This window comes from Agromyces sp. Root81 (genome assembly GCF_001429165.1).
Lineage (GTDB): Bacteria > Actinomycetota > Actinomycetes > Actinomycetales > Microbacteriaceae > Agromyces.
In genome coordinates this window covers 1,643,540-1,664,875 of record NZ_LMIR01000002.1, presented here as the reverse complement: position 1 = coordinate 1,664,875, position 21,336 = coordinate 1,643,540, and the positions used below count along the sequence as shown (strand labels likewise).

The following is a 21,336-nucleotide window of genomic DNA, read 5'->3' as shown; positions in this document are numbered from 1 at the left end:
CCGATTCCGCGAATCCCCCGCGTGACGGATGCATCCCGCCCCGCTTGCTCGCTAGGGTGAGCGTGAGGCGGCCTGGCTGCCCGGGTCGTGCGGGGTGCGACCTGTGCGACCGAGCTCGCCCCCACGTGAGGAGAGCGCATGGCGAGCGGCATCCCCATCGAGATCTCGGGGCTCAGCAAGCACTTCGGCCCGGTGACCGCGGTCGACGACCTGAGCTTCACAGTGCAACCGGGCAAGGTCACCGGGTTCCTCGGCCCGAACGGGGCCGGCAAGACGACAACGCTGCGGGTGCTGCTCGGCCTCGAGCACGCGAGCGCCGGCACCGCGACCTTCGGCGGCACGCCGTACGCGGCGCTGCCGAGGCCGCTCGAGACGGTGGGCGCCGCGCTCGACGCGAACTTCCACCCGGGGCGCACGGCACGCAACCACCTCACGGTGTACGCGACGGCGGCGGGCCTGCCGAAGGCCCGCGTGCAGGCCGTGCTCGAGCAGGTCGGCATCGACGAGTACGCCGACCGACGCGTCGGCGGGTACTCGCTCGGCATGCGGCAGCGGCTCGCACTGGCCTACACGCTGCTCGGCGACCCCGGCGTCTTCGTGCTCGACGAACCGATCAACGGCCTCGACCCCGAGGGCATCAAGTGGATCCGCGGATTCCTGCAGAGCCTCGCCCGCGAGGGGCGCACGGTGCTCGTCTCCTCCCACCTGCTCAGCGAGGTGCAGCAGAGCGTCGACGAGGTCGTGATCATCGCGAAGGGCCGGCTCATGAAGAGCGGCACCCTCGCGAGCCTCGAGCTCGACTCCGCGCCCCGCACGATCGCCGACTCCCCCGACCGGCCGGCCCTCGCCGCCGCGCTCGACGCCGCGGGCCTCGAGTACACCGAGGGGCGCAGCGGATTCATCGTCGACGAGCCCGACCCCGCCAAGGTCGGCCACGCCGCCTTCGTCGGCGGCGTCGAGCTGGCCGCCCTCCATCGCCTGAGATCGGGGCTCGAGGAGTCGTTCCTCTCGCTCGTCGGCGGAGGTGACGAGTCGTGAGCCTCCTGCGCGCGATCGGCTCCGAATTCCAGAAGGTCTTCACGACGCGCATGTGGTGGCTCCTCGCCATCCTGCTCGCCGCCTACGTCGCCCTCATGTCGGGCGGGTTCGGCGCGTTCCTGGGCTGGGCGACCGAGAATCCGGATGCCGCTGCCTCCGCCGGCGGCGCGACCCCGGTGCCGCCCGGCACGGACCTCGCGCCGCTCCTCTACAGCTTCGCGTCGTCGGTCGGCTACGTGTTCCCGGTGCTGCTCGGCGCACTCGCGGTCACCGGCGAGTTCCGCCACAAGACGCTCACCCCGACCTTCCTCGCCGAGCCGCACCGCACCGTCGTGCTCGCGGCGAAGTTCGTCTCGCAGCTCGTCGTCGGCGCCGGCCTCGGGGTCGTCGCCTTCGCCGTCTCGGTCGGGGCGGGCGCCGCGGCGCTGGCCGGCTTCGGCCTCGACACCGGGCTCGACTCGAGCGACACGTGGGCGCTCATCGGCCGCGGCGTGCTCGCCATGGCACTGTGGGGAGCGATCGGCGTCGGACTCGGTGTGCTCGTCGTCAACCAGGTCGCGGCGATCGTCATCGTGATCGCCTTCACCCAGTTCGTCGAGCCGATCCTGCGGGTCGTGGCCTCGCTGAGCGACGTCACGGCCTCGATCGGCAAGTTCCTGCCGGGCGCCGCGAGCGACGCGCTCGTCGGTGCATCCTTCTACAACCTCGCCTCGCTCGGTTCGACCGAGACCCTCGAGTGGTGGCAAGGCGGGCTCGTGCTGTTCGGCATCGCCGTCGTCGCGACCGTGATCGGCGGGGCGACGACCTGGCGCCGGGACGTGTCGTAAGGGTGGAGCTCGCCGAGCTCCGCCGCATCCGCCTGCACGTGCAGGGGCTGCGCGAGGTGCGCGCCGCGTCTGCGGTGGACGTCGTGCGCGGCTTCGTCGCGGTGCAGTCCCAGGAGTTCCTGCCGGCGCAGTGGGGCCTCGCGATGCGGGTGCCGGCCGAGCGCCGCCCCGATCTCGCCGCCGTCAGCGCCGCGCTCGACCGTGGCGAGATCCTGCGCACGCACGTGCTGCGACCGACGTGGCACTTCGTCGACCCGTCGGATGCCCGGTGGCTGATGGAGCTCTCGACCGAGCGGGTGCACCGGGCGAACGCCACCTACTACCGGCGCACGGGCGTCGACGGCGACGTCGGGGCACGCGCCCTCGACGTGATCGCCGCGTCGCTCGCGGGCGGGCACCGCACGCGCGCCGAGCTCGCCGCCGCCCTCGATGCCGCCGGCCACCCGTCGGCCGGGCTCGGCTTCACCTACCTGCTCATGCTCGCCGAGCTCGAACGGGTCGCGATCAGCGGCGCGAACGACGGGAAGCAGCGCACCTACGCGGCGTTCGACGAGCGGGTGCCCGCCTCGGCCCCGAAGTCGCGCGAGGCCGCGCTCGTCGAACTGGCCGCTCGATTCATCCGCTCGCGCGGACCGGTGACCGACCGCGACTTCGCCGCATGGTCGGGGTTCACGCTCGGCGACACCCGCCGGGCGTTCGCGACGGCGGTGGACGAGGGCGGCGGGCTCATCGAGACCCTCGAGGTCGACGGCGCGACCCACTGGCACGACGCCGAGGCCACGGCGGCTGCGACGGATGCCCCGCGACCGCCGGCCGGGATCGTCGACCTGCTGCAGGCCTACGACGAGTACATCATGGGCTACGCCGCGCCCCGCACGTTCCTGCAGCCGCCCGGGCGCAGCGACCCCGTGCACCCCGAGTTCCCGCTGCACGCGCTCATGATCGACGGCGTGATGGCCGGCCGCTGGGCCCCCGTCACCTCCGGGCGGAGCGCCGTCGTCAGGCTCGTGCCGTGGCGTGCGTTCCCGGCGCGCGAGGAGCGCGCGCTCGAGGCATCCGTCGCCGAGGTCGAGCGGTTCCTCGGCACGCCGGTGACCGTCGAGCGCGAGCCCGCGGCCGACTGACCCGCGCCGTGCCGCGCGAGGTCACGACTCGGCGGCGCGACGATGCCACTCGACCTCCGCCATGTTCGCGTCGGCCCAGTCCTTCATGTGGTGCACGATCGGCATCAGGCTCTCGCCCAGTGCGGTGAGCGAGTACTCGACGTGCGCCGGGTAGACCTGCTTCACCTCTCGGGCGACGAGCCCGTCGCGTTCGAGCAGCCGCAGCGTCTCGGTGAGCATCTTCTGGCTGGCGCCCGCGACTCGGGCGCGCAGCTGCGAGTGCCGCTGCGGCCCCTCCGAGAGCGGCAGGAGCACGAGCGTCGTCCATTTCGCGCCGAGGATGTCGAGCACCTGGCGAGACGGACATTCGGCGAGGTACGACGCGAAGGCGTCCTTCGCGGCGGCGCGCTGCTGGTCGGCGGTCAGGGTCACTGGGTCTCCAAGCTCTCGGTCGACGACGGATGGATGGGCACCTGCGGCATCCCACGGCACTCTGAAGTGCCTGCTGGTGCCGGCGCTCAGGGCGATGTGACGATCGAAACCGCAACGCGAGGCGATCCATTCCCGGATCCCCCGCCGAACACCAGTGAAGGAACCCTGATGACTCACCTCCTGCACGTCAACGCCTCCGCCAGGGGCGACGCCAGCCGCTCGCTCGAACTGGCGACCCGCTTCATCGGCGAGCTCGAGACGATCGACGACGGACTCACCGTCGATCGCCTCGACGTCTTCGACGGCTCGCTGCCCGAGTTCGGCACGGTCGCGGCCGGGGCGAAGATGGCCACGTTCGCCGGCCGAGGCCACAGCGCCGCAGAGGAGCGGGCCTGGTCGGAGGCACGCGTCGTGTTCGACCGCTTCGCCGCCGCCGACGCCTACGTCTTCAACGTGCCCTTCTGGAACGCCGGAGTGCCGTATCCCCTGAAGCAGCTCGTCGACGTCATCACCCAGCCGGGCTGGGCGTTCGCGTTCTCGCCCGAGACCGGGTACCGCGGCCTGCTGGAGGGCAAGCGGGCCTTCGTCGTGTACACGAGCGGGGTCTACGCCGAGGGGCTGCCGCCGTCGTTCGGAGCCGACTTCACGACCACGTTCTTCCGCGACTGGCTGGGCTTCATCGGCATCTCCGACGTCGAGGAGGTGCATTTCGCGCCGACCGTCGTCAATGCCGATGTCGAGGGCACGCACCGGGCGGCGCTCGCTGCCACGCTCGCGGCGGCGCAGCGGTTCGCGACGGCTGAGCGGTTCGCGGCGTGAGCTGACGACGCCCGAGGGCTTGCCCGCTACGATCGCGGCATGGCCGTCATCGGAAGCGTGTTCGTCGCCCTCGCCGCGCTGCTGCACGGCTACATCTTCCTCATGGAGAGCGTCTGGTGGACCCGGCCCTCGACCTGGAAGCGCTTCGGCGTGGCCGACCAGGCCGCGGCCGACGTCACGAAGCCCATGGCCTACAACCAGGGCTTCTACAACCTCTTCCTCGGCATCGGCGCCGCGCTCGGACTCGCCCTCTACTGGGCGGGCGCGATGCCGGTCGGCAAGACCCTCGTGCTCTTCGCGACCGCGTGCATGTTCCTCGCGGCGGCCGTGCTGACGACCACCGGACGCGGCTACCTGAAGCCCGCACTCGTGCAGGGCACGCTGCCGCTCATCGGATTCGTGCTCTTCGCCTTCGCCTGAGCGAGCGGATGCCGCGGCTCATCGGCCGCGCACGGGGATGATCAGTCGGCGACGTCGGGCGTCGCGGTGATCTTCAACCGGTCGATGAGCTCGCCCGCGTGGTTCGTGCTCAGGATGATGCGGGTGAACTCGCCGGCGGCGAGCTCGAGCACGACCGCCGGCCGCTTGCCCTTGACGATCACGAAGTCGGAACCGCCGTGGTACTTCCACACGCCGACGGCGACGACGAGCGGGATCTCGGTGCCGCGACGGCGGATGCCGCGGATCCAGATCCACGGGTCGTCGGTGATGGTCGCCGAGCGGATGTCGTCGCGCTGCACCACGAGGTCGTCGGAGCGGAGCGCGAGCGACTTCTCGGCCGCGGTCAGGTGCACCTCGATCCGGTCGGTGTGCACGCGCAGTTTCGCCATGCTTCCATCCTGCCCGAGTCGCGCGCCGGGCGGCGAGTCGACGCCCCACAAAGCGATAACGGTTTGGTGGGCGGTGGTCTCCTCCTGCCGTGGACTCCATGTGGCGTCTACTTCGCGATCGCTTGACTCACCTGTCTCGACCGGATCTCAATGCGGTCGACGAAACGTGCGACGACGTCGGTCTGCAGGTGGCCGGGGAGCGTGCCTGCAATCGCGTTGATCAACTCCGGGAGGCGTTCCGCGAGCAGCCCACCCCACCGAGAGAGCGCCGCCCGGTCAAGCCCCGTTTCACGCGCGACCGCCAACCATTCAAACCACGACTGCTCTCCTGCTTCATAGTCCGCAGCGATCCGCATCGACAGCTTCGATTTTCGGAAGGCGATCCCGGTTGCCCGTCGGTCATCGTCGATGTGACCCGCGTACGGGATGAAGCTGCTGACGTCGTACAGCGGGGTGAGGTCCAGCCCGTCCGGACGAATGAACACCGAGTAGTTCTTCGCATGCGCGTCGGTGTTCAGCACCATCCACGAGAACACCAACGCTTGGGTGAATGTGAGCATTGAGACGGCCCTCCGTTCCTCCGGCACATACGTGTCCAGGAGGCGGATGATGTCCCGGTACCCGGGCCCGCCTTTCGATTCGTACTTCCGCAACCGCGGGACCCCGAGGGCTTGCGCCATGTCTTCCTGGTGGACGCGGATGATGGTCCCATCGTCATTGACGATACGGTCGAACCGGTCGACGACCAGGGCGCGTTCACCGTCGAACTCTTGGATCGCGACCGGGGCTGTGTTGATCCCCGCGACGGTGGCTGCGGTCATCGCGATGTACTCGATGAGTTCACCGTCCACTTGCTGTCGGACCCGGGGTTTCAGGATGTGGGTGGTCGGATGGTTCCCGGTCGGTTCGTACCATCCGTCACCGGTGTTACCGAGTGAGAACTTCCCCTGGGCGCCGCCTAAGGAGAAGTAGCCAGTGTCCCGGTCCGGGTCCTGCCAGCTCGTGTCGTCCTCGCGGATCGCTCGGATCCTCGAAGCGATCCCCTGGTCGTTAACCGGTGTGCGTTCCCCGTTGGCGTTCGGGTCTGTTCCCGGTTCAGCAAACTGAATCGCGCCGGCGACATCCGCGCCGTACACCCGGAGCAGGTGGAACGGTTCGGGTGTGGCAAGCCCGGCGTCGACCGCCCACCGGTCGCGGACGTCCGCGTTGTCCGGGAGCAGGTTGTCGAGGTACGCGGCGAGAACGGCGCCGGTCGCGGGTTTTGGGGTCAACGGCAACGACGCACTGACCGGCATGCGATTGGGATCGTCGAGCCATTCGGTGCGGTACGCGAGCCGGTACTGCTGCGGGCCGAGCAGTTCCAAGGCCGCAACGTTCACCCCGTACAGGTAGACGTCCAACTGTTCAGCCATCGACATCTTCCGGCTTCGGGGCGATCTGCTTCCGCTCGGCGGCAGGGGCGGCAGCATCTTTGAGTGCCTTCTGAATCGTGTCCGTCTTCGACGTACCGATCATTTCAAGGATCGTCGGGCCCAAGTTGTTGAGCCCTACCACTTCCACGAGACGCTTCTGAAGCGGAGACAGCGAGTCGGCCAACCGTGCCTGTGCGGAGAAGCTGGGCATATCCGGCAACATCGATTTGACGACGTGGGCCCCGACGCCGCTGACCTGATACATGGAGGCGGGCTTGGTGATCGCGTCAAGCGTCGAGCGTGGAACCAGGGATGTCGGGTAGTCCGTCACCGGGCCGCGGAGCGGCGCACGGACGTCGAGATTCAATTCGAGAGCGTCGATGACTGCAAGCAGCCGCAACGCAGTGACGTCGTTCTTGCCCTTCTCGAGGCGGGACACCCACTGTCTGGTCGCGCCAACCTTTTCGGCGAGTTCGGTCTGCGATAGGTCCAGTTCGGTGCGGCGTTTCCGGATGAGTTCGCCGAGCTCGACGAGATCGTTTATCAGCACATCCACCTCCGATGGGACGCTGACGTTCCACCGATGGCCAATGGAACACGCGTGTTACATTCTATCCGATCGAAGCCACTATGGAACAACAATGTTCCATTCGCCGGTGATGGAACACTCAGCGACCATCGGTTAGTTCAACCCGCAGTTGCGGATGCCGCGGCGCGCGCCGCTGCCGGAAGGGCTTCGAACACCCGGGCGATCGCCGTGTCGTCGTGCGCCGCGGTGACGAACCACGCCTCGAACACGCTCGGCGGCAGCGAGACCCCGGCGTCGAGCATGGCATGGAAGAACGGGGCGTAGCGCCACGACTCCTGCCGCTGCACGGTCGCGTAGTCGCGCACGGGGGCGGCCGCCGCCTCCTCGCCGAACACGAAGCTGAAGAGGTTGCCCGCGTGCTGCACGCGGTGCGCGACGCCTTCGGCGTCGAGTGCGGCAGCGACCGCGTCGCTGATGGCCTCGGCCGTGGCGTCGAGCTTGCGGTACACCGAGGCATCCGCTGCCCTCAGGGTGGCGACGCCGGCTGCGACGGCGACGGGGTTGCCCGAGAGCGTGCCCGCCTGGTAGACGGGGCCGAGCGGGGCCAGCTGCTCCATGATCTCGGCGCGACCGCCGAGTGCGGCGACCGGCATACCGCCGCCGATGACCTTGCCGAAGGTCATGAGGTCGGGCGTGTACGCCGTGTTCGACCCGTCTTCGAGGCCCCACCAGCCGGCGGCCGAGACCCGGAAGCCCGTGAGCACCTCGTCGGAGATGACGAGCGAGCCGTGCGCGTGGGCGAGTTCGACGACGGCGCGGTTGAACCCGGCGACCGGGGGCACGACGCCCATGTTGGCCGCCGCCGCCTCGGTGATGACCGCCGCGATGCGGTCGCCGTGCTCGGCGAACACGGCACGGAGGGCATCGAGGTCGTTGTAGGGCACCACGAGCGTGAGCGCAGCGATGTCGGCCGGCACCCCGGCGGAGCCGGGCAGGGCGAAGGTCGCGAGGCCGGAGCCGGCCTCGGCGAGGAGGCCGTCGGAGTGCCCGTGGTAGTGGCCGGCGAACTTCACGAGCAGGTCGCGGCCCGTGAACCCGCGGGCGAGCCGGATGGCGCTCATCGTCGCCTCGGTGCCGGTGGAGACGAGGCGCAGTTTCTCGATCGGGCCGACGCGCTGCTCGACGAGCTCGGCGAGCTCGGTCTCGGCCGGAGTCGAAGCGCCGAACGAGAGGCCGCGCGCCGCGGCCTCCGTCACCGCCTCGATGACCCGGGGATCGGCGTGGCCGAGGATCGCCGGGCCCCAGCCGGCGACGAGGTCGACGTACTCGCGACCCTCGGCGTCGGTGACGTACGGGCCGCGGGCGCTCACGAGGAACCGGGGGGTGCCGCCGACCGAGCGGAACGCCCGCACGGGCGAGTTCACCCCGCCGGGGATCGCGGCCTGCGCGCGGGCGAAGAGTTCGTCGTTGGTAGCGCCCGCGGGTTGAGGAGCGAGCGAAGCGAGCGTCTCGAAACCCTCACCGTTCGGGTTCGTCGTCGAGTTCGTCATGCGGCGTCTCCGTTCCGGATCCACTCGGCCAGTTCGACGGCCCAGTAGGTGAGCACGGCGTCGGCACCGGCGCGGCGGATACCGCGCACCGATTCGATCACGGCGCGCTTGCGGTCGATCCAGCCATGGGCCGCGGCGGCCTCGATCATCGAGTACTCCCCCGACACCTGGTACGCCCACACGGGCACCTCGGAGGCCGCGGCCACGTCGGCGAGCACGTCGAGATAGCTGCCGGCGGGCTTGACCATGACGACGTCGGCGCCCTCGTCGATGTCGATCATCGCCTCGCGTAGGCCCTCGCGACGGTTGCCCGGGTCGAGCTGGTAGGTGCGGCGGTCGCCCTCGAGGGTCGACTCGACGGCCTCGCGGAACGGGCCGTAGTAGGCGCTCGCGTACTTCGCCGAGTAGGCGAGGATCGCCGTGTCGCTGTGCCCGGCGTCGTCGAGCGCGTCGCGCACGGCGGCGACCTGGCCGTCCATCATGCCCGAGAGGCCGAGCAGCTCGGAGCCGGCCCGCGACTGTTCGAGCGCCATCGCCGTGTACCGCTCGAGGGTGGCGTCATTGTCGACGCGGCCGCGCTCGTCGAGCACGCCGCAGTGGCCGTGGTCGGTGAACTCGTCGAGGCACAGGTCGGTCTGCACGACGAGCCGGCCGGCGGATGCCTCGGCGGCGACCCTGGTCGCGACGTTGAGGATGCCGTCGGGATCGGTGGCACCCGAGCCGCGCGCGTCGCGCACCTCCGGCACGCCGAACAGCATCACGCCGCCGACGCCCGCGACCACGGCCTGCTCGACGGCATCGGGCAGGCTCGCGAGCGAGTGCTGCACGACGCCCGGCATCGAGCCGATCGGCACCGGGGCGGAGACGCCCTCGCGCACGAAGATCGGGAGCACGAGCTCGGCGGGGTGCAGCCGGGTCTCGGAGACGAGGCGGCGCAGCGCCGGGGTCTCACGCAGGCGGCGCGGGCGGACACGGGGAACGGGGGTGGAGCTCACCCGTCAAGCCTACGTCGCGGCGTCCCCCGCCTGTCGTGCGAAAGCTTCGCGAAGCAGCGGCCCGACCAACTGACGAATGTCTCGAGAGGACCTCGGCGTTTGATCAATGTGAGCACCCACCCGATGAGCAGCGCTCCCGCGATGTGCAGGGCCCAGAGCTGCGGGCTGTCGATCTGCCACGGGGGGCGCCCAGCCGAATCCGCTCCCGCGAGAGAGGTCAGAATCAGGGCCACTGATGCTGCCACAATATGCGCTGCGTAGATGGTGAGTGGTGCACCACCTGCACCCGTCACGGGTGCAAGGATCCTCTTGGCGAGCGAATTCATCGCGGAACCGATTGCCAGGCACAGCCCGATGGTGAAAAGGGCGGTACCAGTGGTGATGGCAAGATCAAAGAACGTACCGCTGTGCGGCGCAGGCGATGTGAGCCACCACAGATTGCCCGGAACTGGTGCGCCCATCGATTGTGCATAGAAGACTTGGCGCACAGGAGCGCCGTCGGCGGGCGTTTCATGCGCAAGCGCTGCAAGGCCGCCGAGCGGACCAGCGAGAAGTGCGCTGAGCCCCGATGCTGCCACCGCAACGACCACACCGACGGCCGCCAACCGCAGCCCAACCGATCGGATGGCTCCGCGCTTCCAGGCAGCGACGATGAGGCGGCCGACAACCATTCCGATCATCGTGTACACCACCCAGGTGAAGGCTGGATACGCGCCACTGACGAAGAGCCCGCGAACAAACGTGATCGGATCGGCGAGATTCGCCCAGTTCGCGCTTTCGAGTTCGATCGGATCGCGAAGCGGCGCGCGCAGAATCGAGGACAGGAAGGGCCACAGCACGGCCCATGCGGCTGCCAGAGCGATGAGCGCCGAACTCGACCAGCGAAGCATCGGAATGACGAGCCAGAAGGTGACGCCGTAGTAGACGAGGATGACGAGGAGGAAGTTCGGCAGCAGCCCGAGTGTCAGACCGACAAAGATGAGCGCCAGCCCCCGGCCGAAGACGGCGAGACTCGCCGCGCCCACTCGGCCCTCGGCAAGCGCGGTTCGAGTGGTGAGCACGATGCCGACCCCCGCCAGGAGGGCGAACAGGGCGGCGGCCTTTCCCTCCAGCGCCGCGGTCAGAGCAGGTGCTTCATCCCCTCCCACCCAGAGATGAGTGGCCATCATCCCGATCAGGGCAAGAAATCGAGCCAAATCGAGGCCGATCACACGATCTGCGAGAGATCGAGCCGTGCGTGTGCGCGGCGAATCTGGCTGTGTTGCGGTCGTCATCTGCCGATGATAGGCAGGAGCGCCGGCGTCGCGCATCGCACGCTAGACGGACTCGGATCGTACCAGGGTACCTTCTCGAGGCCTCGAGCCAGTGGGTCAGGCCTTCGCGGTCGCCGCGTCGACCACGGCGTCGATGAGCGACTCGGCCGTGCGCTCGCGCGCGACGACGTCGACCCGGAGACCGACCTGGGCGGCGTCCTTCTTCGTCTGCGGGCCGATCGCGGCCACGAGGATCGACTCGGGAATCGGTCCGAGCTGCTCCTGCACCTGTTCGGCGACGCTGCCGGAGGTCACGAGCACCGCGTTCACCCGGCCGGAACGGACGTCGTCGGCGACCTTCGCGGAGACCGGGACGCCGATCGTCCGGTAGGCGACGACGGCCTCGACGTGGTGCCCGATGCGGGCGAGGCCGATCGAGAGCACCTGCTTGGCGATCGCCGAGCGCAATGCCAGCACGCGAAGGCCGGATGCCCCTTCGGTGGCGGCCTCCCACTCCTCGAGCAGGCCGCGGGCCGAGTTCTCCTCGGACGGCACGATGTCGGCGTGGTACCCGGCGGCAACGAGAGCGGCAGCGGTGGTCTCTCCCACCGCTGCGATTTTCGTCGTCTCGGGGATCACCGCGTCGTACGTCGAGAGCACGTCGACGGTCGTCGCGCTCGTGACGGTGAGCCAGTCGAAGCCGCCCGCGGCGAGCTTGGCAAGCGCCGCCTCGAGCGCAGGCTGGTCGTCGGTCGGCGCGAAGTTGATCAGCGGGGCGATCACCGGCGAGGCGCCGCGGGCGCGCAGTGCCGCGGCGACGCCATCGCCCCATGGCCCGCCGCGCGGCACGAGCACTCGCCAACCGGCGAGCGGCTTGCCGGCAGAAGCGGGCAGGTTGATGGCGCCTGTCAACGGTTCGAATTCGCTCACTGCGACCCCTCAGGTGGTGCAAGTTCAGCGGCGCCGTTGCCGAGGAGTTCCGAGACGGCGCGGTCGGCGACGTCGCGTGCCGCATCCGCCAGGTCGGCGGCCGAGCGGCTCTCGGGGGTTGCCGCGTGCGAACTCACGAGTCGCCGGGCCCCGTCGGCACTGTACACCGTCGCAGTCAGGAAGAGAAGTTCGTCCTCCATGAACGCCGTGGCGCCGATGGGAGCCGAGCAACCGGCCTCGAGACCCGCGAGCACGAGCCGCTCGGCGAGCACCGTCGCGCGGGTCGTCTTGTGGTCGACCGCCTCGAGCGCGCGCTCGAGCGAGCGGTCGCCGATCTCGCGGCGCACCTCGATCGCGAGCGCGCCCTGCCCGGGCGCGGTCGGCCAGTCGCCGAGCGGCAGCAGGTCGGTCACCGCATCGGAGCGGCCGAGGCGGCCGAGCCCGGCGGCGGCGAGCAGCACGGCGTCGAGCTCGCCGGACTCGACCATGCCGAGCCGGGTGTCGACGTTGCCGCGCAGGTCGACGGCGACCACGTCGGGGCGGGCGGCGCCGAGCTGGGCGATGCGCCGCGGAGAACCGGTGCCGACACGGGCGCCCTCGGGCAGCGTCGCGAGCGTGAACCCGTCACGCGCGCAGAGCGCGTCGCGGGCGTCGGCGCGCTTGGGCACCGCGCCGAGGCGCAGCCCCTCGTGCTCGGCGGTCGGCAGGTCTTTCAAGGAGTGCACCACGACGTCGCACTCGCCGGCGAGGAGCGCCTCGCGAAGCGCCGCGGCGAACACCCCGGTGCCGCCGATCGAGGCGAGCGACGCCCGCGAGGTGTCGCCCTGCGTCGTGATCGGCACGAGCTCGATCTCGGCCTTGGCGGCCGCGGCGAGCCGCTCGGAGATCTGACGGGTCTGGGCCATCGCGAGTGCGCTGCCCCGGGTGCCGACACGGATGACGCCGGTCATCGCGACGTCGCCTCCTGCGACCCGAGGGCCGGGTCGACGACCCCTCCCCCGGCGATGCGGGCGTGGTCGGGCCACGGGCCGAGCGCGGTGAGGTGCGGCCGCTCGGAGTCGGGCACGTCGTTCACGCGTTCGAGCACGAGGTCGACGAGTCCCGACACGTACGCGGGGTGCACGCCGGGGGTCGGCGAGCGACGCACCTTCAGCCCGTGCTCGCCCGCGGTCTCGACGGCCTCGTTGTCGAGGTCCCACATGACCTCCATGTGGTCGCTGACGAACCCGAAGGGCACGATGACGATCGCCTCGGTGAGGCCGCCGGCGGCGAGCTCGCCGATCGCGTCGTTGATGTCGGGCTCGAGCCACGGCGTGCGCGGGTCGCCCGAACGGGACTGGTACACGAGCGACCACGGCGACGCCGGGGCCGCAGCTTCGCTGACGACGGATGCCACGGCCAGGTGCTGCGCGACGTACGCGCCGCCGGGGCCGAACTCGGGGCCGGAGGCATCCGCTGCACTGTCGGGGATGGAGTGGGTGACGAAGAGCACGTGGATGTGCTCGGGCGCGACGCCCTCGGCGACGAGCTCGTCCGCGGCCTCCGAGACGCCCTCGATGAATGGCCGCACGAAGCCGGGGTGGTCGAAGTACTCGCGCACCCGGTCGATCGCGACGCCGGTGCCGGCGGTGGCCTTCTCGAAGTCCTCACGGTACTGGCCGACGCCCGAGTAGCTCGTGTAAGCGCTCGTGACGAGTCCGAGCAGCTCGGTGTGGCCGTTCACCTCCGCCTCGCGCACGACATCTCCGAAGTACGGCGCCCAGTTGCGGTTGCCCCAGTACACGGGCAACTCGATGCCGCGTGCATCGAGCTCGGCCTCGAGCGCGGCTTTCAGCTGGCGGTTCTGCTCGTTGATCGGGCTCACACCGCCGAAGTGGCGGTAGTGGTGGGCGACCTCCTCGAGCCGCTCGTCGGGGATGCCCCGGCCGGCGGTGACGTTGCGGAGGAAGGGGATGACGTCGTCTTGACCCTCGGGGCCGCCGAACGAGGACAGCAGGATCGCGTCGTAGTGCGCCATTACTGCAGCACCTCCACGAGCTCGGCGGTCGTGATGCGGCGGCCCGTGTAGAAGGGCACCTCTTCACGCACGTGACGGCGGGCGTCGGTGTCGCGGAGCTCGCGCATGAGGTCGACGAGCTCGGTGAGCTCATCGGACTCGATGGGCAGCAGCCACTCGTAGTCGCCGAGCGCGAAGGCGCTGACGGTGTTGGCGATCGCACCGCGGAACGCGGCGCCCTTGCGGCCGTGGTCGGCGAGCATGCGGCTGCGCTCCTCAGCGGGCAGGAGGTACCACTCGTAGCTGCGCACGAAGGGATAGATCGTGAGCCACGACTTGGGCTCGATGCCGCGGAGGAACCCGGGGACGTGCGACTTGTTGAACTCGGCGTCGCGGTGCACGCCCATGGCGTTCCACGTCGGCAGGAGGTGCTTCAGGATGCGGGCGCGGCGGAGTTCGCGGAGCGCCCACTGGAGTCCCTCCGCGGTGGGGCCGTGCAGCCACAGCATGACGTCGGCGTCGGCGCGGAGGCCGGAGACGTCGTAGATGCCGCGAAGGGTGACCCCTTCGTTCTCGACGAGCGCGATGACGCCGTCGAGTTCTTCGACGACGCGGCGCACGTCGTGGCCGTCGTAGTCATCGGGCCTCGCCGGATCCCGGCGGAACACGGCGAAAACCGTGAACCCCTCGGGAGAATCGCCGGCTTCGGATTCGGAACGGAGCGCGTCGGCTGCCGCTTCGGCAGCGGGGGAAGACATGCCACCAGTCTCCCCCTTTCGACGTGATCGGCCAAAAGGGAGACCCGGCCTCGGAATGCTCCGAGGGCGCGGCGCGTCGGATCGAACCGCGACGTACGCTCAGCGGATGAGGATCTGGTCGCTGCATCCGCGCTACCTCGATCGGCAGGGGCTCACCGCCTGCTGGCGCGAGACGCTCCTCGGGCAGGCGGTGCTCGAGGGTGCCACGCGCGGGTACAGGCGGCATCCGCAGCTCGAGCGGTTCCGCGCGGCGTCCGATCCGCTCGGTGCGATCGGCGACCACCTCGCGGGGATCGCCGAGGAGGCGACGGCTCGCGGCTACCGCTTCGACCTGGGCAAGGTGCACCGGCGGAGCGACCCCGCAGTGCACCTCGAGGTCACCAACGGGCAGCTCGCGCTCGAGTGGGAGCACCTGTTGCGGAAGCTCTCGATCAGGAGCCCCGAGCTGGCCCTGCAGTGGGGCGACGTCGAGCTCCCCGACTCGCATCCGCTCTTCGCGGTCGTCGACGGTCCCGTCGCATCATGGGAGCGCGCGGCTCCATCAACGGTCGTCGGCGTGCCGCGTCAGCCCTGATCTCGAATCAGTTCTGATCGTGCTCGGTCGCGCTGAGCGCGTCGAGGAAGCGGATCACGACCTCGCGCTCGTCGGGGGTGAGCGCCGCCGCCGCGTCGAAGCGCCGGGCGTGCAGGCGACCCACGGACTCGCGCGCGACGATGCGGGTGGCGTCGGTCACCGAGATGGCGAGCGCGCGCCGATCGCTCGGGTGCGGTGCGCGCACGATGTGGCCACCGTGTTCGAGGCGGTCGAGGAGCTTGGTCGTCGACGCGCTCGAGATGCCGAGGTAGTCGCTGATCGCGCCGGGGGTGGCGATCTCGCCCTGGTTGCGTGCGGCGATGAGGAAGCGCAGGGCGCGCATGTCGGTGGCGTTGAGCTTCATGTACCGTCGCGACGCCTCGCTCATCCGGCGCTCGGCCTCGTGCCAGCCGCGCAGGCTCTGCATGACGCGGACGATCTGGTCGACCTGTTCGTCGTCGAGTCCTGCGCGGTGCACGAGTTCCTGGTCGTGATCGGAGATACGGGGGTCGTGCATCGCGGCCGCGATGTCGTGCCGCGCCTCCCGCTCAGTTGCCATGGAGTGATTCTAGCCAGTCGTGTATATTTCTCGCTAAGCTAACTACTAGCCAAAGCAGCAAAGGACTGGAGTCGCCATGACCCTCAGCGACATCGAAGAGGTCGTGCTGCTCGACGCCGACGACCAGGCCATCGGCCGGGCGCCGAAATCGAGCGTGCACGGCGCCGACACCGCTCGGCACCTCGCCTTCTCCTGCCACGTCTTCAACGAGCGCGACGAAGTCCTCGTGACCCGTCGCGCCCTCGCGAAGCAGACCTGGCCCGGCGTCTGGACCAACTCGTTCTGCGGCCACCCCGCACCCGCGGAGACCCTGGTCCATGCGATCCGCCGACGCGGCGAGTTCGAACTCGGGCTCTCGCTCGACGGCATCGAGCCGGTGCTCCCGTTCTTCCACTACCGGGCGACGGATGCCTCAGGGCTCGTCGAGAACGAACTCTGCCCCGTCTACACGGCGTATGCGGCCTCCGAACTCGAGCCGCATCCCGGCGAGGTCATGGACTTCGCCTGGGTGCCGCCGCGGCGACTCGCCTCGGCGATCGAGCACGCACCATGGGCGTTCAGCCCGTGGTTCGTGCTGCAGGCCCAGCTCCTGCCGTTCCTCGGCGGCTCACTCGATCGACGCGAGGCCATCGCCTCATGATCGGCGCGACCCTCGACCGGCGGATCGACCGCGACGGCGCCGCCGTCTCGGAGTTCCTCGACGACTTCTTCGCCCGACGCCTCGAACGGGCCGCCGGGCACGGCGAGGACTACGTGCGGCTCTGGGACGCCGCCCGCGACGGTGCCGCCGGAGGCAAGCGCATCCGGCCCCGGCTCGTGCTCGCCGCCCACGCCGCCTTCGCGGGTTCGAGCACCATGGATTCGGTACGACTCGCCTCGGCGTTCGAGCTCCTGCACACCGCGTTCCTCGTGCACGACGATGTGATCGACCACGACCTCGTGCGCCGAGGGGCGCCGAACGTCGCCGGTCGCTTCGCGCTCGACGGCATCGGCCGCGGGATGCCGGCCGACCGGGCGAACGACTACGGCGAGGCGTCGGCGATCCTCGCCGGCGACCTGCTCATCGCCGGCGCGCTGCGAATGGTCGCCGAACTCGAGGCACCGCATTCGGTGCGGGCCGGGCTGCTCGAGATCGTCGACGAATGCGTCTTCCTCGCGGCGGCGGGCGAGCACGCCGACGTGCGCCATGCGGGCGCGGCCCCCGGCGAGCGCGACGTCCTCGCCATGATCGAGAACAAGACCGCGTCGTACTCGTTCAGCGCGCCCCTCCAGGCGGGGGCCGTGCTCGGCGGGGCATCCGCCGCCTCGGTTGCGCGACTCGGCGCGATCGGCCGCCACCTCGGCGTCGCGTTCCAGCTCCGCGATGACGTGCTCGGCGTCTTCGGCTCGGCGGAGGTCACCGGCAAGTCGGCGCTCTCCGACCTGCGCGAGGGCAAGGAGACCCTGCTCGTCGCCTACGCCCGTGCGCACCCGGACTGGACGCGCGCCTGCCAGGGGTTCGGGAGCCCTGAGCTCGACGAAGCCGGGGCGGCGCGACTCCGACGGGCGATCGAGTCGAGCGGGGCCCGAGACCGCGTCGAGCGACTCATCGATGCGCGCTGCAGCGCCGCCATCGAGGCGATCGCGGCGGCGGAACTGCCGCGCAGCCTGCAGGAGGCGCTGACCGGCACGGCCCGCACCTGCGTGGAGCGTGCGCGGTGACCGCGGCACCGACCGGGCTGGCGCTCTACGACCGCACGGCGCACCTCGGCTCCGCCCAGGTGATCTCGCACTACTCGACGTCCTTCGGGCTCGCGAGCCGACTGTGCTCGCGGCCGGTGCGCGATCACCTTGCCGACATCTACGCGCTCGTGCGCATCGCCGACGAGATCGTCGACGGCCCGGCCGAGGAGGCGGGGCTCGAGCCCGGCGAGCGGCGCGCGATGCTCGACGCCCTCGAGGTCGAGACCGAGCGGGCGATCGCCCGCGGGTACAGCTCGAACCTCGTCGTGCACGCCTTCGCCCGCACGGCGCGCAGCACGGGGTTCGGGCGCGAGCTGACGCGGCCGTTCTTCAGCTCGATGCGGCGCGACCTCGACCCGGTGGACTTCGACGAGATCGAGCTGCGCGAGTACATCCACGGCTCGGCCGAGGTCGTCGGGCTGATGTGCCTGCGCGCATTCGGCGAGGGGCTCCCCGTCGACGGCGAGCGCGATGCCCGTTGGCAGCACGGCGCCCGGCATCTCGGCGCCGCGTTCCAGAAGGTGAACTTCCTGCGCGATCTCGCCGACGACTACGGCTCGCTCGGCCGCCGGTACTTCCCCGGAATCGACCCGGCGCTCCTGAGCGAGGCCGACAAGCTGCGACTGCTCGACGACGTCGATCGCGATCTCGCGATCGCCGGCGAGGTGATCGCCGAACTGCCGAGCGGATGCCGCAGGGCCGTCGCCGCCGCGCACGCGCTGTTCTCCGCACTGTCGTCGCGGCTCCGCTGCACGCCCGCCGGCGAACTGCTCACGACCAGGGTCCGGGTGCCGACGCCGCAGAAGCTCATGCTGCTCGCCCGAGCCGCCGGTTCGCGGCCCCGACGCCCGTCCGCCGTGCCGACGCCCGCGGCCGATCGGGCCCGGCTGCCCGGAGCACCGGCATGAGCCGGGTCGCCGTCGTCGGCGGCGGCATCGCCGGCCTCGCGACGGCGGCGCTGCTCGCCCGCGACGGGCATGCGGTCACGGTCTACGAGGCGCGCGACGCCATCGGGGGTCGCGCCGGACGGTGGGACTCCCGGGGTTTCCGATTCGACACCGGCCCGTCGTGGTATCTCATGCCCGAGGTGTTCGAGCACTTCTACCGGCTGATGGGCACGAGCGCCCAGGCAGAACTCGACCTCGTACGACTCGACCCCGGCTACCGGGTGTTCTTCGAGCATCGGGCAGAGTCGCTCGACCTCGTGGCCGACCGGGCGCGGTCCGCGGCGACGTTCGAGGCGATCGAACCCGGCGCCGGGCGCCGCCTTGAGCAGTACCTCGACTCCGCCGACGAGACGACGCGTCTCGCGCTCGACCACTTCCTCTACAACGACTTCTCCGCACCCGGAACGCTGCTGGTCCCGCCGGTGCTGCGGCGCCTCGGACGCCTCGGCCGGCTGCTGCTGCAGCCCCTCGACCGCTTCATCGCCGGCCGCTTCCGCGACGAGCGACTGCGCCAGGTGCTCGGCTACCCCGCCGTGTTCCTCGGCACCTCGCCGTCGGCCGCGCCCAGCCTGTACCACCTGATGAGCCACTTCGACCTCGACGACGGGGTCTTCTACCCGCAGGGCGGCTTCCGCGAGGTCATCGACAGCGTGGCCCGCCTGGCGCAGCAGGCCGGTGCGCGCGTCGTGACGAATGCCCGGGTCACGAGCATCACGGTCGAGTCGGGTGTGGCTCGCGGCATCGTCCACGTCGATCAGGGCGGGTCGGCGCACGAGGTCGAGGCCGACCTCGTCGTCTCGGCAGCCGACGTGCACCACACCGAGACGGCCCTGCTGCCGCCCGCGTCGCGAAGCCGATCGGATGCCGCATGGCGCCGAGCCGACCCCGGGCCCAGCGCGGTGCTCGTGATGCTCGGCGTGCGCGGTGAGCTCCCGCAACTGCTGCACCACACGTTGCTCTTCACCGAGGACTGGGCGGCGAACTTCGACCGCATCTTCGGGGCCACACCATCGGTGCCCGACCCGGCGTCGCTCTACGTGTGCCGACCGAGCGCCACCGACCCCACGGTGGCGCCGGCCGGCCACGAGAACCTGTTCGTGCTCGTTCCGGTGCCGGCCGACCCGGCGATCGGCCGCGGCGGCGTCGACGGCCACGGCGACGCTTCGGTCGAGCGCATCGCCGACGCCGCGATCGCCCAGATCTCGGAGTGGGCTGGCGTGCCCGACCTCGCCGATCGCGTCGTCGTGCGCCGCACGATCGGCCCCGGCGACTTCGAAGCGGACTTCAACTCGTGGCGGGGCTCGGCGCTCGGCCCGGCGCACGTGCTGCGCCAGAGCGCCTTCCTGCGGGGGCGCACCGCATCGAGCACGGTGCGGGAGCTGTACTTCGCCGGGGCGACCACGGTGCCCGGCATCGGACTGCCCATGTGCTTGATCAGCGCCGAACTCGTGGCGAAGGCGGCGCGCGGCGAGCGCGGGGCGGGTCCGCTCGCCGAGCCCGAGGTGCGGAGCGTGCCGGCATGAGCCTCGTCTACCTCGGCATCCTGCTCGCGGGAATCGCATGCATGGCACTGCTCGACGCCCGATTCCGCCTGGTGTTCGGAGCACCGGGTCGTCGCGTGCCGGCGATCGTCGTGCTCGGCGCCGGACTCGTGTTCTTCCTGGCGTGGGATCTCGCCGGCATCGCGCTCGGGATCTTCCACCGTGCCGAGAACGCGGTGAGCACCGACATCCTGCTCGCCCCCGAACTGCCGATCGAGGAACTCGTGTTCCTCGGGTTCCTCTGCTATCTGACGCTCGTGCTCTCCACCGGCGTGCTGCGCCTGATCGCGTCGAGGGAGGTGCGCCCGTGACCTACCTGCTGCTCTCGGCCGTGTTCCTCGCAGCGGCGGCCGTCGTCGCCGCCCTCGGATGGCGTCGGGCTCCGCGCGGTCACGGGCGCGCCGTGCTCGTCTCCGTGCTCGTGCTCGTCGTGCTCACGATCGCGTTCGACTCGATCATGATCGCGAGCGGGCTGTTCGGCTACGCCGAGGCGCACATCTCGGGGGTCCGCCTCGGCCTCGCCCCCGTCGAGGACCTCGCCTACCCGATCGCCGGCGTGCTGCTGCTCAGCGGGCTGTGGAACCTCACGGGGGCACGAGCCGATGCCGACTGAGACCCGCCGGAGCGTGATCGCCGACCTCCTCACCGCATCCCGGCCGCTGAGCTGGGTGAACACCGCGTTCCCGTTCGCAGCCGCGTACCTGCTCACGACACGCGAGATCGACGTCGCGTTCATCGTCGGCACGCTCTTCTTCCTGGTGCCGTACAACCTCGCGATGTACGGCGTGAACGATGTCTTCGACTACGCCTCGGATGCCGCGAACCCGCGCAAGGGCGGCGTCGAAGGCGCGCTCCTCGTGCCGGATCGGCACCGGCTCACCATCGTCGCGGCGATCACGAGCTGCGTGCCGTTCGTCGTCGTGCTGCTCGCACTCGGCGGGCCGGCATCGTGGGTGGTGCTCGCGGTGAGTCTCTTCGCGGTCGCGGCCTACTCGGTGCCAGGGCTGCGCTTCAAGGAGGTGCCGTTCCTCGACTCGCTGACCTCGAGCGTCCATTTCGTGAGCCCGGCGGTCTACGGGCTGGTGCTCGCGGGCGCCGCGTTCACACCGCCGCTGCTCGCACTGCTCCTCGCCTTCCTGGCCTGGGGCATCGCGAGCCACGCCTTCGGCGCCGTGCAGGACGTCGGGCCGGATCGCGCCGCCGGCATCGCTTCGATCGCGACGGCGCTCGGGGCGCGCCGCACCGTTCGGTTCGCGATCGCCATGTGGGTCGCGGCGGGAGTGCTCATGCTCGCCACGTCATGGCCCGGCCCGCTCGCGGCGGTGCTCGTGACGCCGTACATCGCCGTGGCCGCGCCATTCGTGAGCATCACCGATGCGTCGTCGGGTCGCGCGAACGCCGGGTGGCGGCGATTCCTCGCCATCAACTACGTCGTCGGATTCCTCGTGACGATGCTGCTCATCTGGTACGCCGCACTCTCCGACTGAGCTCGGGTGGACATCGGCATCGGGCGCCGCGGAG

At 70.5% G+C, this 21,336-nt stretch carries 25 protein-coding genes; 13 read left to right on the top strand and 12 right to left on the bottom strand.

The genetic code is table 11. The annotated features are described in order from the left end of the window. The first annotated feature begins 138 nt into the window (after positions 1-138). The 3 genes from ASE14_RS12940 to ASE14_RS12930 are packed head-to-tail and all read left to right on the top strand — an operon-like array spanning position 139 to position 2,989. On the top strand, positions 139-1,038 hold the full coding sequence (locus ASE14_RS12940) for an ATP-binding cassette domain-containing protein (RefSeq protein ID WP_056655116.1): 900 nt from the start codon (positions 139-141) through the stop codon (positions 1,036-1,038). After that, complete coding sequence (locus ASE14_RS12935) at positions 1,035-1,865, top strand: ABC transporter permease (protein ID WP_056655114.1); 831 nt, start codon at positions 1,035-1,037, stop codon at positions 1,863-1,865. Before ASE14_RS12940 ends, ASE14_RS12935 begins: the two co-directional genes overlap by 4 nt. A gap of 2 nt (positions 1,866-1,867) precedes the next feature. Then, a complete protein-coding gene (locus tag ASE14_RS12930) occupies positions 1,868-2,989 on the top strand; it encodes a winged helix DNA-binding domain-containing protein (RefSeq protein WP_056655111.1) in 1,122 nt (373 codons plus the stop codon). A 21-nt stretch (positions 2,990-3,010) separates the two neighbouring features. Here the strand turns inward: ASE14_RS12930 and ASE14_RS12925 are convergent, their stop codons facing one another. Next, a complete protein-coding gene (locus tag ASE14_RS12925; protein WP_056655109.1) occupies positions 3,011-3,400 on the bottom strand; it encodes a helix-turn-helix domain-containing protein in 390 nt (129 codons plus the stop codon). 168 nt (positions 3,401-3,568) lie between these two features. Here ASE14_RS12925 and ASE14_RS12920 point away from each other — a divergent pair, with 168 nt between their 5' ends. Together ASE14_RS12920 and ASE14_RS12915 are read left to right on the top strand one after the other, a co-directional pair. After that, positions 3,569-4,219, top strand: a complete 651-nt coding sequence (locus tag ASE14_RS12920; RefSeq protein WP_056655106.1) for an FMN-dependent NADH-azoreductase — start codon at positions 3,569-3,571, stop codon at positions 4,217-4,219. A 39-nt stretch (positions 4,220-4,258) separates the two neighbouring features. Continuing rightward, positions 4,259-4,639, top strand: a complete 381-nt coding sequence (locus tag ASE14_RS12915; protein WP_056655103.1) for a DUF1304 domain-containing protein — start codon at positions 4,259-4,261, stop codon at positions 4,637-4,639. 41 nt (positions 4,640-4,680) lie between these two features. Here ASE14_RS12915 and ASE14_RS12910 read toward each other — a convergent pair whose 3' ends face one another. The 10 genes from ASE14_RS12910 to hemQ form a co-directional block, all read right to left on the bottom strand. Next, positions 4,681-5,049: a hypothetical protein gene (locus tag ASE14_RS12910; protein WP_056655101.1), complete on the bottom strand. Its 369-nt coding sequence runs from the start codon at positions 5,047-5,049 to the stop codon at positions 4,681-4,683. 107 nt (positions 5,050-5,156) lie between these two features. Continuing rightward, positions 5,157-6,461, bottom strand: a complete 1,305-nt coding sequence (locus tag ASE14_RS12905) for a type II toxin-antitoxin system HipA family toxin (RefSeq protein WP_056655096.1) — start codon at positions 6,459-6,461, stop codon at positions 5,157-5,159. Continuing rightward, positions 6,454-7,017, bottom strand: coding sequence for a helix-turn-helix domain-containing protein (locus tag ASE14_RS12900; protein ID WP_056655093.1), 564 nt, complete (start codon positions 7,015-7,017; stop codon positions 6,454-6,456). The genes ASE14_RS12905 and ASE14_RS12900 overlap by 8 nt, the downstream gene beginning before the upstream one ends. A 131-nt stretch (positions 7,018-7,148) precedes the next feature. Continuing rightward, positions 7,149-8,540 (bottom strand): glutamate-1-semialdehyde 2,1-aminomutase, encoded by a 1,392-nt coding sequence (gene hemL / locus ASE14_RS12895; RefSeq protein WP_082600655.1) that lies wholly within the window; start codon positions 8,538-8,540, stop codon positions 7,149-7,151. Then, positions 8,537-9,535, bottom strand: coding sequence for a porphobilinogen synthase (gene hemB, locus ASE14_RS12890; RefSeq protein WP_082600652.1), 999 nt, complete (start codon positions 9,533-9,535; stop codon positions 8,537-8,539). Before hemB ends, hemL begins: the two co-directional genes overlap by 4 nt. Continuing rightward, positions 9,532-10,809, bottom strand: a complete 1,278-nt coding sequence (locus ASE14_RS12885; protein ID WP_162257737.1) for a heparan-alpha-glucosaminide N-acetyltransferase domain-containing protein — start codon at positions 10,807-10,809, stop codon at positions 9,532-9,534. The genes hemB and ASE14_RS12885 overlap by 4 nt, the downstream gene beginning before the upstream one ends. A gap of 96 nt (positions 10,810-10,905) precedes the next feature. Beyond that, complete coding sequence (locus ASE14_RS12880) at positions 10,906-11,718, bottom strand: uroporphyrinogen-III synthase (protein ID WP_369816489.1); 813 nt, start codon at positions 11,716-11,718, stop codon at positions 10,906-10,908. Next, positions 11,715-12,668, bottom strand: coding sequence for a hydroxymethylbilane synthase (hemC, locus tag ASE14_RS12875; RefSeq protein ID WP_056655087.1), 954 nt, complete (start codon positions 12,666-12,668; stop codon positions 11,715-11,717). The genes ASE14_RS12880 and hemC overlap by 4 nt, the downstream gene beginning before the upstream one ends. Continuing rightward, positions 12,665-13,735, bottom strand: a complete 1,071-nt coding sequence (locus ASE14_RS12870) for a ferrochelatase (protein ID WP_056655085.1) — start codon at positions 13,733-13,735, stop codon at positions 12,665-12,667. Before ASE14_RS12870 ends, hemC begins: the two co-directional genes overlap by 4 nt. After that, positions 13,735-14,472, bottom strand: a complete 738-nt coding sequence (gene hemQ / locus ASE14_RS12865) for a hydrogen peroxide-dependent heme synthase (RefSeq protein WP_056655082.1) — start codon at positions 14,470-14,472, stop codon at positions 13,735-13,737. The genes ASE14_RS12870 and hemQ overlap by 1 nt, the downstream gene beginning before the upstream one ends. A 106-nt stretch (positions 14,473-14,578) precedes the next feature. On the opposite strand from hemQ, the gene ASE14_RS12860 reads away from it, so the two are divergent. Continuing rightward, positions 14,579-15,046: a pyrimidine dimer DNA glycosylase/endonuclease V gene (locus tag ASE14_RS12860; protein WP_056655080.1), complete on the top strand. Its 468-nt coding sequence runs from the start codon at positions 14,579-14,581 to the stop codon at positions 15,044-15,046. A gap of 7 nt (positions 15,047-15,053) precedes the next feature. Here ASE14_RS12860 and ASE14_RS12855 read toward each other — a convergent pair whose 3' ends face one another. Next, the gene (locus ASE14_RS12855; RefSeq protein WP_056655076.1) at positions 15,054-15,605 is read right to left on the bottom strand and encodes a MarR family winged helix-turn-helix transcriptional regulator; all 552 of its coding nucleotides are present in this window, start codon (positions 15,603-15,605) and stop codon (positions 15,054-15,056) included. 76 nt (positions 15,606-15,681) lie between these two features. Between ASE14_RS12855 and idi the strand changes: the two genes are divergently transcribed. Genes idi through ASE14_RS12820 form a run of 7 tightly spaced genes read left to right on the top strand, consistent with a single transcriptional unit; the run spans position 15,682 to position 21,302 of the window. Further along, positions 15,682-16,245 carry an isopentenyl-diphosphate Delta-isomerase gene (gene idi, locus ASE14_RS12850; RefSeq protein ID WP_056655074.1) on the top strand — a complete coding sequence of 188 codons (564 nt, stop codon included), beginning with the start codon at positions 15,682-15,684 and terminating at the stop codon, positions 16,243-16,245. Then, entirely contained in the window at positions 16,242-17,306 is a 1,065-nt protein-coding gene (locus ASE14_RS12845) for a polyprenyl synthetase family protein (protein WP_056655072.1), read from the top strand. The genes idi and ASE14_RS12845 overlap by 4 nt, the downstream gene beginning before the upstream one ends. Next, entirely contained in the window at positions 17,303-18,235 is a 933-nt protein-coding gene (locus ASE14_RS12840; RefSeq protein ID WP_056655069.1) for a phytoene/squalene synthase family protein, read from the top strand. The genes ASE14_RS12845 and ASE14_RS12840 overlap by 4 nt, the downstream gene beginning before the upstream one ends. After that, the gene (gene crtI, locus ASE14_RS12835) at positions 18,232-19,797 is read left to right on the top strand and encodes a phytoene desaturase family protein (protein ID WP_056655066.1); all 1,566 of its coding nucleotides are present in this window, start codon (positions 18,232-18,234) and stop codon (positions 19,795-19,797) included. Before ASE14_RS12840 ends, crtI begins: the two co-directional genes overlap by 4 nt. Continuing rightward, on the top strand, positions 19,794-20,126 hold the full coding sequence (locus ASE14_RS12830) for a lycopene cyclase domain-containing protein (protein ID WP_056655062.1): 333 nt from the start codon (positions 19,794-19,796) through the stop codon (positions 20,124-20,126). Before crtI ends, ASE14_RS12830 begins: the two co-directional genes overlap by 4 nt. Next, positions 20,123-20,428 (top strand): lycopene cyclase domain-containing protein, encoded by a 306-nt coding sequence (locus ASE14_RS12825; protein WP_056655059.1) that lies wholly within the window; start codon positions 20,123-20,125, stop codon positions 20,426-20,428. Before ASE14_RS12830 ends, ASE14_RS12825 begins: the two co-directional genes overlap by 4 nt. Then, a complete protein-coding gene (locus ASE14_RS12820) occupies positions 20,418-21,302 on the top strand; it encodes a prenyltransferase (RefSeq protein WP_056655057.1) in 885 nt (294 codons plus the stop codon). The genes ASE14_RS12825 and ASE14_RS12820 overlap by 11 nt, the downstream gene beginning before the upstream one ends. The last annotated feature ends 34 nt before the right edge of the window (positions 21,303-21,336 follow it).